This window comes from Pseudomonas orientalis, assembly GCF_001439815.1.
GTDB classification, from domain to species: Bacteria; Pseudomonadota; Gammaproteobacteria; order Pseudomonadales; family Pseudomonadaceae; genus Aquipseudomonas; species Aquipseudomonas orientalis.
The window spans coordinates 245,368-262,227 of record NZ_JYLM01000010.1 but is presented as its reverse complement, the minus strand read 5'-3'; the positions used below and the strand labels follow the sequence as shown (position 1 = coordinate 262,227).

Genomic DNA, 16,860 nt, shown 5'->3' with positions numbered 1-16,860 from the left:
AATACTGGCGAAGCTGCACAGACTTTGGAGGCCGAGGACACTTGGAAATATTGGAACGGGCTCTGCATGATGAGGTGCGCCATCAAGCGCAGAGCTTAGGGTAAATTTGTGGGGATTCCTCAGGGTCAGACCACATTTAGTGCTCCGCCAGAAAAATAGTGATCTGACCCCATTTTCCTTTTCCCCTTAATGAAGCTGAAGGCTGCCCAGTGGACGTCGAAGACGGATAAAATCGGCATGTTTTATCCATTGATTTGATAGCGCTGCGCCCCCTTTTTCACCGATTTAATTCAATAGTTTTTCTATGAGTCCTGGCAAACCAATAGATACAAAACCTCGCTCACGATCATCAAACTCACCGACCTGCTTAATAAGCAACCCTTTTTGTTCACACACACAACAACAAAGACCGAAATCCTCAGACAAATTTCCAGACCATCCAATATTAAGAGCACTTTGCACCTTAAAATTCTTTGGCAATGCTACGATATACGAACAACGTTCATCAACAACCACATCAATTACAGTTGCGATAGATAGCTCTGAAAGGCGTAAAGCTCCAAAAAATTTTAGCTTCCCAGCAGCCTCAACGACAGATTCATATGAATCATTGCCCAAAACTACATTTCCTCGAAATTTCAGCGCTCCCCACAATTTTCGATAGCGCACGATTCTCATGTCAGGCTGCCAAGCAGAGTTACCTAAAAACAACCAAACATTATAATCAGGCATGTTCTTATTGATCAGACTATAAACAAAGCCCAGCACACCAATCAGCGCCCCCTTTAAAACATCACTTACTAAAAAGCTAGCTGCCGATAGTACTAACTCAGAATACTCTGACGCATAAATAGTGCCAATCACTTCGTTAATCATCGAAATATCTGGTGTACTTACAACTTTAATATTAGTAGTCATAGTGTTTTCCAGAAAAACAGGAAAAATAGGGGTCAGACCACGTTTAGTACTCCGCCAGAAGAATAGTGGTCTGACCCCATTTTTCGGAAAATTTATTTTGACGGGTTTTTGAAAAACGTGATCTACCCACTACTTCATCGTAAAGACCAGTCATGTATTGATATGAAATTGATAACTTGTTCTGGCGCATCTTCCAAGGAAGCCCTGTAATCTGTAACAAAACTAATCCCCATCAATATGCTCCCATTTTTTTAAAAGGAAGTCATCATCTGCATCATTAAACAAAACATCAAACTCCATTTCTAATACCCGAAGATCATCCCCCACGCTGACACTATTAAATTTTCCACGATACCCTTCACCTACGGGAGTTCTATAAAGCCTCCCACTACTTTCGAAGTACAGCGAGACCGCCTCATTCATAAATCGATATGAAGATATAAACTCGTTACCGAAACCGACCCTTCTCCTAATTCCGACCCAATAGTTATTTTTAAGAAGAAATGTCACGAACAGCTACTTCCGGACCATACCACTCAACTTCCCCAATTTTTTCGCTAACACTGGAAAACGATTCACCTAAAGAGAATCCTGCTGCTGACACACCTGAAACAATGTCAGAGTACAAATCAGGGAATAAATTTCTCATAAATATCGCCTGCTACCTTTCCAGCAAAACCTGTTGTTTTTGCACAAACTAAACCTTTAGCGAAACAGAAAAAGCCGGACCGAGTTCGCTTCTCAAACTTTCAGCTAATCGCTCTCCCTCTCGCTTGAATTCTCGCTCTAATTCTTCACTCTTGAATCCAGAGTTTGGAGGGTAATCTGCATCCAATGTTTCATCGTACATATTGGCCCACTTTGATAGACGCAGCTGGAGCTCTTTAGAGATAGGAAGGTCGCAAGGATCTATGTCCCCATACTCGTCAGGGGACATATTCCAAAGTGGGTGACACTGATAATCAGCCATCAACTTTATCTTTTTCACTTAGCACTCCCTCTTGGATTTGCACCGACAACAAAGCCGTTGTCGCCAACAGTCACAGCAATTCGTTGCGGCTGTCCATTAATGATTAACTCATAAACTGGGCGCCCAACTCCTGAGCCTTGATAACCAACAAGCTTACCCTCAGAAACCGCCTTCATTACCACGCCCGGAATCTGAGCCTCAGACACACCCATCTGAGCAAATTGGCTGCCATGCTCCTCAATAATGTGCTGCAACCCAGCTTTTGAGTTTCCAGTCTCTAGAAATACAACTTTCCCGCTAGAGCTGCGAGTCGTTGCAATGACATTCTCTGGGATAAATTTCACACTATTAGCAGTTAACTCATCAAGCAAGGGTGTGTTCAGTGTGCCTTTTGCCCCCCCCCACCACAAGCCGACCTAATACAGCCGCCAGCCCCGCACCTGTGAGCTCACCGGCCATAAAATAGGCCCAAGCCTTGACGAACTCATTAGCCGGTTGAACCCCTTCAAAACCTTGCCCTCGGGCCAGCTCCAGCTGTGCTTGGGCAATTTGGTCGTTAGTGGCACCTTTTTCTACCATGTCCTTTGCCAGAGTAGTCGCCGCTGATCCGTATTCACTTAAACCTGGTGGCAGATGCTCCAGAAAATTGTATTGCGTCAGGTTCTGCGCAACCCAAGCCCCAGTTTGCAAGCTCTGCGCATCAGCATCGCCCTGTACCGATGCAGCAAGTACACCGACCACCTGCGAATTCATGACCAGCAAACGTTTCTTCTGGTCATCGGGCATGTCGGCGTAGTTCTTGTAGAGGCTATCTACCAATGCCTCATTCACGCCAGCTGCCAGAGCGCCCGTGCGGAAATCCCCTCCCGAGGCCTCAGCCGCCAACCCGCCCATCACTGCATGTAGCCCGATCTTGGCGATGCCCCCATCGGCCAAGTGACCTCTGGTGGTATCGCCAATCAGGTTGAAACCGTAGGCAGCGAATGCATTGGCCAAGCTATTTTGCAACGCATCACCCAGGCGGCCCTCCCCTCCGAGCGCTCGATCCAGCAATACGGACGTACCGTTTTGCAGTACCTGGTTAGTCGTGAACTGCCCCACGCCTTGCCAAGTGCTCAACGGACTTACGGTCGCAACCGCACCTGAGTTGGGTAGTGCTGTGGAAGTACCGGTCTGAGTGCCGGTCCATTTGTCATATACACCAGCAGTCAAGCCAGCCGTGACGCCGGATACTACATAGCCCCTCATCGCGTCGCTGGAAGTCACATCCTTGAAGACGGTGCTCAGGTTGCCCCGGTTATTGATGGCGCTGATCGTAGCGTTACTCGCCATGCCACCAGCCACGACGCTGCCCGCAGCATTGGCCCAGCCTGCAGCAGACACGGCGGTAGAAGCAGCCGTGGCACTAGCCATCGACGTCCCCACCCCCGCAGAGGCAATTACACCGCTGGCGGCCCCCATCGTGAAGTACGTAACAATGATCGCAATGATGATTTGTGCGCCGGCGCCTAAGCCTGAATTGCTATATTTGAAACTGTCGTGCAGTTCTTTAACCTGGCGCCAATCCACGTCCCCACGCTTCTCGGCCTCTTTTAACCAAGCCAGTTGCGGGTCGGCCTTGACCATCACATCAATCGTCTGGCTAACCGTACTTTGATCGATCTGCTTGATGTCAATTTTCAAGCCATCGACGGCTTTGATCACGACGCTACCTTCTGCAATCATCTGCGTCTGGCGTAACGTCTCGTCGGTGTTGCCCTTGCCTTTGGAACTCGTCCACGCCAAGTCACCTTTGCTCTTGGTGTGGCTCTCATCATGCAGATCCTTCACCGCCTCAAACGTCACCGCCCCACCACTGACAATCGCAATATCACCGCCACTGTCGAGCTTCGCCGCCTGATACTTCTGATCCCCACCACTTTCCAGTGTCAGGTCACCCCCCGTCTTGATCTCGCTGCCGACATTCTTCACATCGGTCACTTCATCCCGTTGGGTCTTCTTGCTGCCCCACCCGCCTTTCTTGCTCATGTCATACAGCGAGTAGTTACTGTCTTGCGCGGCCAGCAGTTGCAGTTCGTTGTCGGCGTGCACGTAGGCTTCGTTACCTGCGCTGATTTTGCTCGCGACCAGGGTCAGGTCGGTGCCGGCCACGGCGATCAGGTCGCCGCCGGCTTTGAGTTCGGCGCTTTGTTGGGTGACGCTGTCCAGTTGGGTGGTGGTTTTGGTCTGGCCTTTTTTGCCTTTGGAGTAGTCGTGCTGTTCGTTGGCGGCAGCGGCCAGGGTCAGGTTTTCGCCGGCTTTGACGCTCAGGTCTTTGGCCGCGCTGACGGTGCTGGCGACCACGGCGATGTCGCGTCGGGCATCGATGGCCAGATTGCCGCCCACCTCCACGCTGGAGCCGTGTTGCAGCAGGGTTTGTTCAGTGCTTTTGACCCGGCGGCGCTGGTAGGCGGCGCTGTCTTCTTCGGTCTGGCTGGCGATCACTACGTCGCGGCCCGCGGTCACGCTGGCGTTGCCGCCAGCCTTGAGATTGCTGCCTACGTTGAGCACATCCCGGCCGGCGTTGAGCCTCAAGGTATCGGTAGCTTCGAAGCGCGAGGCGTCGCTGACCACGTCGTCGCGCAGTTGGAATCGCTCGCCGTCACGCTTGAAGGTGGTGACGGTGCGCTCGTTGATGATGTCGCCGGTCGCGGCCGTGGCGCTGATGTCGCGGCCGGTGATGATGCCGCCACGGCTGTTGCGGATCGAGTCGGTGGCGAGCATTTCCAGGCGGTTGCCGGCTTGCATCAGGCCGCTGTTGTCGATGTTGCCGGCGACCATGCTCAGGTTGTTGGTGGCGCGCAGGGTGCCGCTGTTGTGCAGGTCGCCGCCGCTGATCAGGCTCACGTCCTGGCCCTGGATCAGCGCGCCGTTGGGGGCCAGTCGGTTGTTGGCCTGGGCCAGGTAGAGCACCGGGGTCAGGACTTTCTCGCCGTTGACCTCGGCCTCTTCCATCCAGACGATGTCGTGGGTCAGCGCCGCTACTTGCTCGGCGGTCAGCGATACGCCGAGTTGCAGGTTGAGCGAGTCCTTGTAGGAGATGGCGTTGTCCATCAGGTAGCGGAACAGCGCGTCGTCGCTGGCGAGACCGTTGATGTAGCGCTGGCCGGACGGTCGGAAAACTGGATCATTTTTGAAGACGTATTGCCGTGATCACGAGCTTCGGACTTTTCCCACGAACTGACGAGGTTGAGCCATAGGAACTAACTTGGCTAGGATTCCCCGTCGCAGTAAATCCTGTGGCCGGGTGTCGCAACCTGAAGTAGTCTGAGGCGCGGTAGCGCCATAGCTCTGTAGCAGGCGCTTTTTTTATGCCTGCTTACCGCATCTATGGTGGACCGTGTGAGGCGGGCTTTTGCCCGGCCGGTACCCTCGGACACCGGTTTGCGACCCTCGCACGGTCCACCACCCACTCGTGTCGCAACGAAGGTGGTGGCTCTTAACTGTCTGAGGATCGAGTGGATGTTTTCTACAAATCGAAACTGTCGAGTTATTGAAGTAAAAGTCGTGATGAGATGTTCGCGCTCTGCCGTTAACGCTCGTTCAATGTGTGGTGCATAGGAGTGTCGCTCATGAACACGCAAATATATGATGACGATTTTCCTACCAGTGTTTTCAATGTGAGGCCAGGCTTGAGCTCCGAAGAAGCATTAGTGAATGCGAGTGAGCTTTTGGCTTCGGCATCAGCAATGGCGAATGAACAAGCGTTTTCCTCAAGCGGATCACAGCGACTTCAAACCTTTGGTTTGGCCCAGCTAATCGAAAGCGCGCACCTTCTAGTGAACGATGCTTTGAAAAAAGCAAACCCAGTAACCCCCTGATTATTAATAGAGAAAAAGAGATGAGGGTAGGTTACCCAGTTTTACTCGACATCGTGACCTACCCCATCCTCCACTTAAACTTAAACAATTGAATCACTTACAAAAAAATGTCGTCTTATAGACTATCCGCCTTGGCTAACCATCAGCTAGCAGGCACAAAAAAATAAACCCACGTTATTAAAGAGCTAATCGCCAACAAACCAACCAAATAAACCCGTCCACTTTCTCGTTATTAAACCTATATACACGAATAGTAACTTTCCACACCAACAAGTAAATTCTTAATTTTATTTTTCTCAACAAACGCCTCTTTTATATCAAAATTCACTATTCGCTCCCAATGACACCCACCCTTTCCGTCTTGCTGCAACTTACTGTGCCTTGCACCAAGAACCCTGACCAAGTCATTATTCGAAACAGCAAAAACAACACATCCGGAGTCATTTATATTCTCCGTTGACGCTTGAAATTTGTAATCCTGCTCAAACTCCTCAGACTCATCTTCACCTATTAGTTCTGGGGCGATCATTCCGAGCATGCAGCTGAAAGCAGATTTAATATCTTTTTCAAAAATATCTTTATTATCCTGAAATAAATACAACGGATTCGAATCGTCAAGCAGCGAATAAACATCAACCCAAAGTGTTGACGTGTTTATTTCTTCCGGAAAAAAACACCCATCAATACAGAAATGAAATACTCCATTTTTGGATGTACTATCGCCCCACTCTGGAACGTACTGTATCAGAATCGCAAAGTTATGCGGGTCACCAAATATCATTTCCTCACCTCCCCTTACCGCCGACACCTAGCTGCTTTTTAATGTCATTCGGAATATCACTTTTATTGAGCGGATTTCTCAAGTCACCTGTGCTGCCATTCCAATGAAACTCCCCGTTCGTACCTTCAAATCGATGAACGCCCCCAACGTCATCCACACCATATCGAACTTCTTTATTATTGTAAACTTTCGAGCTCGGAATAGAACTCTCAAAAATATCAATCGAGTTCTTTGGTTCGATTCCCGCATTTGCTCTATTACCGTCGCCACCTAGAGTGTGTTTAGGGTTTGATTTATAGTTCAAGCCATTGGATGCGACCTTTGAGTCCGGTACTGGCAAAGCACTCCCTTTACCTTTTCCAGCCCCAGGCTTAATAGCCACCACACCGACACCGGCTTTAACACCTTCAGCAGCCAGAGTTTCCAAAGCTCCGCCGTCTGCAGCCTTTATCTCCGCCGCAATTATGTTCGTCGCAGACAAATTACTGTCAATAAAGCTACCAACCGCAAGCGCCGCCCCTCCTTTCCCCTGCGCTCTTAACTGACTGACTAATTCAACTAGCTTTTGATCATCGCTTACAAGCGATGCAGAAGTAGACTTACAAACATCTGGTGTCTGAGTACAAATTGCACTCAACTGTTCGTTTCGCTCCTGATCGAGTTGAATATATCGGTTCCGAACCTCTCTTTTCTCTTCTTCTGTTTTCTTGCTATCAACCTCCTCAAGCATCTTTTCTACTTCGTGATGAAGCAGATAGTTGTACTGCGTAGCATTCTTCGCAACCCAACTACCTTTCTCCAGCTTGGCCGCATCTGCATCCTTCTGCCCTGCCGCAGCCAGCACACCGACGATCTGCGAACTCATCGTCAGCAATTCATCGTTACCTTTGACCAGCGTATCCAGATGAGTAACCAGCGCCTCATTCGCCCCCGCTGACAGCGCACCGGTTTTGAAGTCGCCGCCCGTAGCCTCAGCCAGCAAACCACCCACCATCGCGTGAATCGCAATCTTGGGCGCCGAACCATCGGCAACTACATTTTGGGTGTAATTCCCCACCAGGTTGAAACTGGCTGCCGCCAACGTGTTGAAGAGCGCACTTTTCAGCGCATCGCTGGCACTGCCACCCTGCCCCAGCGCCTTGCTCAACAGCATGGATGTGCCGCTTTGCAGTGTTTGGTTGGCGGCAAATTTACCAACACCGCTCCAAGTGTTCAGTAGACCCGGTGTCGTAACTTTCCCGGTAATTGTGTTTGTTTGAGTACCAGTCCAGTCACCAAAATAAGCAGCGGTCATGCCAGCAGTGACGCCAGCAATCACATACCCCTTCATCGCATCCGAAGAAGTCACGTCCTTGAGCACCGCGCCCAAGTTGCCACGGTTGTTAACAACACTGACCGTAGCGTTAGTCGCCGCTCCCGCTGCCACCGCCCCAGCTCCGGCGGCCACCCCTACGCCCGCCCCTGCACTGGCAGCCGCACCAGCAGCCAACGGCCCAACCACCGCCGCCATCACAATCGCAATAATGATCTGCGACGCCGGCCCCAACCCCGAGTTGCTGTACTTGAAGCTGTCATGAATCTCCTTGACCTGCCTCCAGTCCACATCCCCACGCGCTTCGGCCTCTTTGATCCAGGCCAACTGCGGATCAGCCTTGACCATCGCATCAATCGATTGGCTGACGGTTTGCTGGTTGACCTGCCTGACGTCGATCTTCAGACCTTCCACCGCCTTGATCGCGATATTTCCCTCAGCCACCATTTGGGTCTGGCGCAGGGCCTCATCGGTATTGCCTTTACCTTTTGACGATGTCCAGAACGCATCTCCCTTGCTCTTCTCATGACTCTCCTGATGCAGATCCTTCACCGCCTCAAACGTCACCGCCCCACCACTGACAATCGCAATATCACCGCCACTGTCGAGCTTCGCCGCCTGATACTTCTGATCCCCACCACTTTCCAGCGTCAGGTCACCCCCCGTCTTGATCTCGCTGCCGACATTCTTCACATCGGTCACTTCATCCCGTTGGGTCTTCTTGCTGCCCCACCCGCCTTTCTTGCTCATGTCATACAGCGAGTAGTTACTGTCTTGCGCGGCCAGCAGTTGCAGTTCGTTGTCGGCGTGCACGTAGGCTTCGTTACCTGCGCTGATTTTGCTCGCGACCAGGGTCAGGTCGGTGCCGGCCACGGCGATCAGGTCGCCGCCGGCTTTGAGTTCGGCGCTTTGTTGGGTGACGCTGTCCAGTTGGGTGGTGGTTTTGGTCTGGCCTTTTTTGCCTTTGGAGTAGTCGTGCTGTTCGTTGGCGGCAGCGGCCAGGGTCAGGTTTTCGCCGGCTTTGACGCTCAGGTCTTTGGCCGCGCTGACGGTGCTGGCGACCACGGCGATGTCGCGTCGGGCATCGATGGCCAGATTGCCGCCCACCTCCACGCTGGAGCCGTGTTGCAGCAGGGTTTGTTCAGTGCTTTTGACCCGGCGGCGCTGGTAGGCGGCGCTGTCTTCTTCGGTCTGGCTGGCGATCACTACGTCGCGGCCGGCGGTCACGCTGGCGTTGCCGCCAGCCTTGAGATTGCTGCCTACGTTGAGCACATCCCGGCCGGCGTTGAGCCTCAAGGTATCGGTAGCTTCGAAGCGCGAGGCGTCGCTGACCACGTCGTCGCGCAGTTGGAATCGCTCGCCGTCACGCTTGAAGGTGGTGACGGTGCGCTCGTTGATGATGTCGCCGGTCGCGGCCGTGGCGCTGATGTCGCGGCCGGTGATGATGCCGCCACGGCTGTTGCGGATCGAGTCGGTGGCGAGCATTTCCAGGCGGTTGCCGGCTTGCATCAGGCCGCTGTTGTCGATGTTGCCGGCGACCATGCTCAGGTTGTTGGTGGCGCGCAGGGTGCCGCTGTTGTGCAGGTCGCCGCCGCTGATCAGGCTCACGTCCTGGCCCTGGATCAGCGCGCCGTTGGGGGCCAGTCGGTTGTTGGCCTGAGCCAGATAGAGCACGGGGGTCAGGACTTTTTCGCCGTTGACCTCGGCTTCTTCCATCCAGACGATGTCGTGGGTCAGCGCCGCCACTTGCTCGGCGGTCAGCGATACGCCCAGTTGCAGGTTGAGCGAGTCCTTGTAGGAGATGGCGTTGTCCATCAGGTAGCGGAACAGCGCGTCGTCGCTGGCGAGGCCGTTGATGTAGCGTTGGCCGGTGCGCGCCACCACGGCTTCGCGGATCAGGCGTTGCTCGTAGAGGCCGTCGCCCAGGCGCTTCCAACTGGCGTCGGGGTTGTAGCCGAGTTTGCCGAGCAGGTAGTCGGAGCTCATGAACTGCTTGAGGTCAGTGAGCGCCGGGTTGGTTTCGATCAGGTATTTATGGCTGTTATCCACCGGGGCAATGTCCGGCACACCCTGCACGCGGGTGACCGAAGGCGCGCGGCTGTCCAGCACCAACGGGCCCTGGCCACTGACCGCGCCGCTGACCGGCTGGCCATCGAGGCTGAAGCCGCGTTCTTGCACGGCGCTGTAGTCGAGGGTTTTCTCGCGCTCGGCGGCGCTGACCACTCGCCCGTTCACGCTGAAGTCAGCGCTGCCGGTGGCGGTTTTACCCGCTGCGCCGGCCTTCGCGGCCTGGCCGCTGAGGCGGAACAAACCGTTCTGACTGGTCGGCAAACTGAAGCCCGGCAAGGTCACCGGATTGACCTGACGCTGGGCCAGGTCCGGCGGCAGTTGCGCAGTAATCGCCGGTTTGACCGTGGAGGCAAATACGTCGGAGTTGGTGTTGCGGTTTTGCGCCGGCGTATTGATATCCGTGGCGTTGGCGCGGATCACGCTGTTGTTGATTTGCTGCGTGGCGTTAACGGTGACGGAACCGGCCGCCTGAATAACAGCGGCGGCAATCACACGTCCGGCGGTGGCGACGACATAGCTGGAGTCGTTGTAGAAGGTACCGATCCCGTCCCTCAGCTTGGCGATGGTCATTTCGCCGGGACGGTAGTCGGCCGAGTTGGGGTTGTTGTAGAGGTTGAACTGATCCCTGCGAGTGATAAACGTGTTGTAGACGCTGTCGTTGCGGGTATAGAACTCCGAGTCGAAGTGGCGATCTTCGCCACCTGCCGCGCCTGTGTTGTTCAGTACACCGGTATCGATCTGGATATTGCCCGCAGCCGAGATTGAGCTGTAGAGGTTGTCGACGGTTTGCGCGCCAACGGTCAGGCCTGCACCCGATGAGATGTACGCCGTGGGGGAACTGCCGGTGACGACGTCCTCGTAGCGCTCAACCGAGCGGAAGTGCACTTCACAGCCCTTGCCGTCACAGAAGTCGTCGTAGTAGGTGTCGAAGCTGCCCGACACCAGTTTCATTTCGGTGCTGAACTGGTCGCGGCGGTTGCTCAGGGTGTCGGCCAGCAAACGCATGTTGCCGGTGCTTTCCAGGGTGCCGGAGACGTTTTCGATCAGGACGCTGCGCCCGTTGGCGTCGTCGCGGGCGATGTCGAGGCCGCCCAGGCTGTAGACGTCGCCATAGCGGTTGCTGAAATCATTGACGCGCAACGTCATGTCGTTGCCGCTGAAGACCAGGCCCTTGTCGTTGAGCAGGTGAGTGGCGTTCAGGCGGACCTTTCCAGCGCCGCCCAGGGTGCCGTAGTTGTTCAAGGTGGTGGCGTTGACGGTCAGGTCGCCGATGGCGGTCAGGCGCCCGCGATTGTTGAGGGTGGTGCTGTTGATCTGGGTAAGTGCGCCGCCGGCAATGCGTGCGTTATCGCCTAGGTCCATGCGGGCGCTGGTGAGGCTCATGGCGCCCAGGCTGCTGACCCGGCCGTTGCCGCTGTAGCCACCGGTCAGTGTCAGGTTGAAGGTGCCATCGCTGGCCAGCAAGCCTTCGTTGGTCCAGGTGCCGCCGACGCCGGTCAGGCTTTGTGCGCCCAGCAACTGGCCGCTGGCGGTCTGGGTGAACTCGCCGATGTCGAGGTTCAGGCGGGCGGCCTGAATCACGCTGCTGTTGGTCCACTTGGCGGCCGTGATGTCCAGTTGGCCGCTGGTGACGAAGCTGCCGCCGGCACGGGTGACCTGGTCGGACGTCAGGTCGAATGTGCCGCTGCCGGTATGCACGATGCGCCCGCCGTTGTTGTCCAGGCTGGCCGCTTGCAGGTCGAGCGATTCGTTGGCGCTTTCCAGCGCACCGAGGCGGTTATCGAACAGCCCCAGTGTGCTGATGCGGGTGGAACCGGTGCGGCCCATGGCCCGCAGGGTACCGCCCACGTTGCTGATGGTTTGCGCGGCGAGGCCCAGGGTATCGTCGCTTTCGATCAGGCCAAAGCGGTTGCTCAGGGCGCCTGTCAGGCCGAAGTCGATAGTACGCGCGCCGACCTTGCCGCCGTTGCCGGCAGCCGTGCCCTGGTTATCGAAATCCTGGGCCGTGACTTTGAGCAAGGTGTCGGCATACACACCGCCACCCTGGTTATTCAAGGTGCTGGTGACGATACGGTTTTCACCGCCGAGGGCCGACAGGTGCCCCAGTTGGTTGAGCAAGCCGCCGTTGGCGGTGATGTCCAGCGATTGCGCCTGGGTGATCCCGCTGCCGTTGTCGAACAGGCCGCTGACCAGTTTGATCCAGCCCTTGCTGCTGTTGAGTATCCCGCCGGCGCTGTTGACCACACTTGCGGTTTGCAGGTCCAGGTTGCCACTGAGGCTGTCGACCCGGCCACCCTGGTTGTTCAGGTCGCCACTCAGACGTAGCCGGTTATCGACTTGGCTTTGCAGCGTGCCCTTCTGGTTATTCAGGGTACGGGCAGCCAGATCGAGCTTGCCCTTCTGGCTGAAAATCAGGCCGTCCTGCTGGTTGTTGATGTCACCGGCCAACAGCTTGATCACCAGGTCTTTCTGGCTGGCGAGGGTGCCTTTATCGCGGTTATCCAGATCGTCGGCGAGGGTCAGGTCGAGTCGGTCCTGGCTGACCAGTTGGCCGCCCCGGTTATCCAGGCTCGACGCGTTCAGCAGCAAGGCTGCGCCACTGGCCAGACGGGCGTTGTTGGCGTTGATCAGCGCACCGCTGAGGGTGCCTTCCAGGGTGCCCTGGCTGATCAGTTGACCGGCGCTGTTGTCCAGGCTTTGGCCAACCAGGGTGATGCTGGCAGCACTGATCTGGCCGCCACGGTTGAGGATTTCACTCTGGGCATGGTTGAAACCCAGGTGCTGACCGGCGGAAATCAAGCCGCCGTTGCTGTTGTCCAGGCGCCCGGCGACGGTGAGGCTGACATCCGCCTGGCCTGAGATGATCCCTTGATCATTGTTCAGGCCGGCCGCGCTGATGGTTTGCTTGCCCTGACTGACCAGGGCACCTGCCGCGTGGTTATCCAGCGTGCCGGTGAGCGTGGTGAGCAGGGTCCCGCTCTTGCTCGACAACGTACCCTCGGCGCTGTTGTCCAGGCTGCCCCCGACGACCGTCAGGCCATTCCAGCCGGAGATCAAACCCTTGTCAGCGTTGACCACGGCATCCGCTTCGAGACGCAATTGATCGGCACTGAGGATGACCCCGCGATCACCGTTATCAATGCGCTTGGCGGCCACGCTGAACGCCGTCTGGCTGGAGATTTCGCCTTGTTCACGGTTGGTCAGGTTGGCCAGGCGCGCGAAGGTCAACGGTCCATTGGCGCTGATCAAGCCCCCACTGTTGTCCAGATCGCCGCCTTGCAGGTCGAGGCTCACGGCGCGTTCGCCGATCAAGCGGCCCTGGCGCTGGATCAGCTTCTGGATCGTGAGTTTCAAGTCGCCCTTGGACGAGATTTCTCCGCCCTGGCTTGAGTCCACACGCTGGCCTGCCAGGGTGAGATCGCTTTGGCTGTTGATCAGGCCCGCACTGTTGTCGAGGTTGCCGACGGTCAGGTTCAAGGCTTGCTGGCTGCCGATCACGCCACTGCGGTTATCCACATCGGCAGCGGTCACCGTCAGGCTGCCATCGCTGACCAGTTGCCCGCCCTGGCGGTTATCCAGCGCGCCGGTATTGAGAGTCTGCAGCGTGCCGGCCGAGAGACGGCCCTTGTCGCTGTTGTTCAATGAGCCTGAGGTTGTAGTAAGCGCAGTGGCAGCGGAAATCAGCCCCTGATTATGGTTGTCCAGAAGGCCTGTGACCTTCAGGTCCAGCGCGCCACGGCTGGCGAGGGCGCCACCGGCCTGGTTGTCCAGGCTATCGGCATCCACCTGCAAGAGGTGCTTGGCTGACAACACACCTTCGACGCTGTTATCCAGCGCCTTGGCGATGCGCACCTGAAGGCTGTCGCCACTGATGACTTTGCCGCCCCGGTTGTTCAGCGCGTCGGCCGTCAACAGGAAGGATTGGGTGCTGGAAATCTCGCCGCCCTGGCTGTTGTCGACGCTGCCCAGGTTGCTCAGCAGCAATTGGCCGGGGGTCGCAATCAACCCGTGGTCGCGGTTGATCAGTTGCCCATGGTTCAAGTCCAGGTCGATGCTGGTATTGCTGACCAGCTCGCCACGGTCATGCTGGTCGAGCCCGGTCAGGGTGGCCTTGACCGTGGACTTGGCAAAGATCGAACCTTGCTGGCTGTTGTCCAGTTGCCCGGCATTGAGGGTGATGCCGGCGTCACTGCTGATGCTGCCGCGCTGGCTGTTGTCCAGACCCGCGCTGCGCAAGTCAACCTGTTGCTTGGCGCTGATCACACCGCCCTGGCTGTTGTTCAGCACAGCGCTCACCAAGGTGGCCGTGCCATCGGCCAGCAGTTTGCCCGCCTGATTGTTCAGTTGGCCGTCCGTTGTGATCGACAGCGCGTTGGCGGCGGACAGAATGCCGCCCTGGCGGTTGTCCAGCGCGCCAGCCTTCACCGTTAACGCGCCTTCACTGAGCAAGGTGCCTTGGTCATGGTTGAACAGGTCACCGGTCAGGTTGATGTTCAGGTCTTTCTGGCTGGTGATGCGCCCGCCCAAGCTGTTATCCAGTTGACCGCCGTTCAGTACGAGGCCCTCGCGTCCCGCCAGCAGGCCTTTGCTCTGGTTGAGCAGGCGTTGCACGGTCAGGCTCAAGCCGCTGTCACCAATCACCTTGCCGGCGTTGTTGTTCAACTGGTCGGCCACCAGCAGCACCTTGGCCTGGCTGGAGATCTCGCCTTGCTGGTTGAGCACGGTTTGGCTGCGCAAATCAACGCCGTTGGTGGCGGCAATGAGACCGCCGTTGCGGTTGTCCACCGAGGTGCCAGTAAGGCTCAGCACGCCTTCGCTGACCAACTCACCCGCTTGCTGGTTGAGCACGCCGACGGTGGCCTGCAGATCACCCTTGGCACTGATTCGACCTGCGCCGTTTTCCAGATGGTTGGCATTGAGCGTCAACCGGCTATCACTGCTCAGTTGGCCGCCATTGCTGTTGTCGACGCTGCCACCGGTCAGGGTCAACGCCCCATCAGCGATCACCAGGCCGCCCTGGTTGGCCAGGGTATCGCCGTGCAGCGCCAGGGTGGTTTTACTCGATACCAGCCCAGCCTGGGCGTTGTTCAGCTGACCGACCTGAACCTGCTGGGCCGCTTGGCTGACCAGGTTGCCTTGATTGTGATTGTCGAGCAGCCCGGCGATGGTCGCGGTCAGGTTGCCCTGGCTGGCGACGGAGCCTTGGTCGCTGTTGTCCAGGCTTGCGGCTTGCACCGTCAGCAGGCTGGTGGCGGAAAAAATCCCCAGGCGGTTATCAATGGCGCCACTGGCGGTCACGTTGAGTTGGCTGCCCAGCAGTTTGCCGGAACGGTTATCCAGCGACGTGGCGCTAAGGGTGGTTTGCCGGGCGGAGATTTCGCCCGCCCGGTTGCTCAATGGCCCGGCGGTTAGCTGGGCCTGCTGTTGGCTCGCGACCAAGCCGTTATCGTTGGTCAATTGCCCGGCTTTGAGCGTCAGGTTGTTGAGGCCTATGACTCGGCCGTTCTGGTTATCCAGTGCAGCTGTCACCGTGACGTCGGTGCTGTTATCGCTGTGCACCAAGCCAGCCGCGCGGTTATCCAGGCCGGTGGCATTGACCTTGAGCGCGTCGGCGCCCAGAACCCGGCCGCCCCGGTTATCGAACTGGCCTGCGCTGGCCACGGTTTTCACACCGCTCAAGGTGCCGCCCTGGTTATCCAGGGTTTGTGCAGCGGCGACCGTCAGGGTGCGACTGGCAACCACGCTTTGGCTGTTTTTCAGGCTCGCCGTCGTCAGGTTGACGTCGCCGCTGGTATTGCGGCTTTCATCGGCATTCACGCCGGCCTCGATGATGCCGTTGTTGATCACCTGCCCGCTGCTGGTCAGGCTGATGCTGTCGCGTGCGGCGAGGCTTTTCTGGTTGCTCAAGCCTGTGGTCGTTTGCGCATCGATTCGGGTACCGGCATACACCGCGCCCGTGGCGTCAAGCTGGTCGGCCTTGATCACCACCGCTTCGCTGGCCTTGGCATTGACCAGGCTCAAGCGCCCATTGGCATCGAGCTGGATGTCGCCACCACTGGCGGCCAGGGTGCCGTCGAGCTTCACGCCCACACCGGCTTCGGTGCCCACCAGTTTGATCGCGCCGGCATACATGCCGCCCAGGGCCGACGAGTCGATCGCCAGCTCGGGTTTGGCGCTGCCGTCGTCGGCGCGCGGCGTGGTGTTCAGGCTTTGTGCATCGACGTCGTTGCGCCCGGCGATGACGTTGAGTTCGCGGGCGTTGATTTGTGCGTTGATCTTGGCCGAGCGGGTGATGATGTCGAAGCGGTCGACGTTGCTGGCGTTCAAGCCTTCGCCGTCAATGGTCACGGCGCCGCCATCGACCTGGTAGCTTTTCAGCTGGCCGGTTGGGTCGATGATGGGTTTGCCGGTGGTGAGGGTGACGTTGGGCGTGTTGATAAAGCCGCAACCGGCGCAGGTAATCCCGTACGGGTTGGCGACGATAACTTTGGCCGACTGCCCCGCCACTTCGGTGTAGCCGCGCAACTGACTGGCGCTGCCGCCGTTGACTTCGTTAAGAATGACGCTGGCCGCGCCGCCCTTGAGGTTGGGGTTGCCGACAATGATCCCGCCCAGTTGGGTGTTTTGCAGCGCGCCGTTGGCGTTGTTGAGAATCACGCCGTTGGGGCCGACGTTGTACTGCTGGAACTGGTTATGGGACAGGCCCGCGCCGTTCGGCGTGGCAATGTTCACCACCGGCACGCCGTTGCCCGCCGCGCCCACGGTAGTGCCCGGCGCGCTGACCACAATGCCCTCGGCCTGGGCCAGCAGCGGCTGCCAGAACAGCGCGTTGGCGAGGATCAACGCCAGCCCGCGCTTGGGCAAACCGAAGAACGCGTTTCGCGGCTTCAGCGCGGCGGAAGGTTGGCGGGCCAGGAAGGCAAATTGTCGAACGTCCATTTTCAGTTTC

At 57.0% G+C, this 16,860-nt stretch carries 8 protein-coding genes and 1 pseudogene; 1 reads left to right on the top strand and 8 read right to left on the bottom strand.

All coding sequences use genetic code 11. From position 1 onward, the window contains the following. Positions 1-285 precede the first annotated feature (285 nt). From TU82_RS28255 to TU82_RS22700, 6 genes and pseudogenes are all read right to left on the bottom strand, one after another. A complete protein-coding gene (locus TU82_RS28255; protein ID WP_082632066.1) occupies positions 286-918 on the bottom strand; it encodes a hypothetical protein in 633 nt (210 codons plus the stop codon). 222 nt (positions 919-1,140) lie between these two features. Next, on the bottom strand, positions 1,141-1,428 hold the full coding sequence (locus TU82_RS28765; RefSeq protein WP_156421688.1) for a hypothetical protein: 288 nt from the start codon (positions 1,426-1,428) through the stop codon (positions 1,141-1,143). Then, positions 1,412-1,567: a hypothetical protein gene (locus TU82_RS28760; protein WP_156421687.1), complete on the bottom strand. Its 156-nt coding sequence runs from the start codon at positions 1,565-1,567 to the stop codon at positions 1,412-1,414. Before TU82_RS28760 ends, TU82_RS28765 begins: the two co-directional genes overlap by 17 nt. A gap of 48 nt (positions 1,568-1,615) precedes the next feature. Continuing rightward, positions 1,616-1,906, bottom strand: a complete 291-nt coding sequence (locus tag TU82_RS28250) for a hypothetical protein (protein ID WP_231982725.1) — start codon at positions 1,904-1,906, stop codon at positions 1,616-1,618. Further along, positions 1,903-2,259 (bottom strand): hypothetical protein, encoded by a 357-nt coding sequence (locus TU82_RS28755; protein ID WP_084794884.1) that lies wholly within the window; start codon positions 2,257-2,259, stop codon positions 1,903-1,905. The genes TU82_RS28250 and TU82_RS28755 overlap by 4 nt, the downstream gene beginning before the upstream one ends. After that, positions 2,252-5,056: pseudogene (locus tag TU82_RS22700) on the bottom strand (DUF637 domain-containing protein); the annotation flags it as partial. The pseudogene TU82_RS22700 and the gene TU82_RS28755, both read right to left, overlap by 8 nt. 443 nt (positions 5,057-5,499) lie before the next feature. Here TU82_RS22700 and TU82_RS28245 point away from each other — a divergent pair. After that, positions 5,500-5,748, top strand: a complete 249-nt coding sequence (locus TU82_RS28245) for a DUF6124 family protein (RefSeq protein ID WP_082632065.1) — start codon at positions 5,500-5,502, stop codon at positions 5,746-5,748. A 238-nt stretch (positions 5,749-5,986) separates the two neighbouring features. On the opposite strand, the gene TU82_RS22695 is transcribed toward TU82_RS28245, so the two are convergent. Together TU82_RS22695 and TU82_RS22690 are read right to left on the bottom strand one after the other, a co-directional pair. Then, a complete protein-coding gene (locus TU82_RS22695) occupies positions 5,987-6,529 on the bottom strand; it encodes an immunity 42 family protein (RefSeq protein ID WP_057725481.1) in 543 nt (180 codons plus the stop codon). 4 nt (positions 6,530-6,533) lie between these two features. Beyond that, positions 6,534-16,850, bottom strand: a complete 10,317-nt coding sequence (locus TU82_RS22690; protein WP_231982724.1) for a two-partner secretion domain-containing protein — start codon at positions 16,848-16,850, stop codon at positions 6,534-6,536. Between the last annotated feature and the right edge of the window lie 10 nt (positions 16,851-16,860).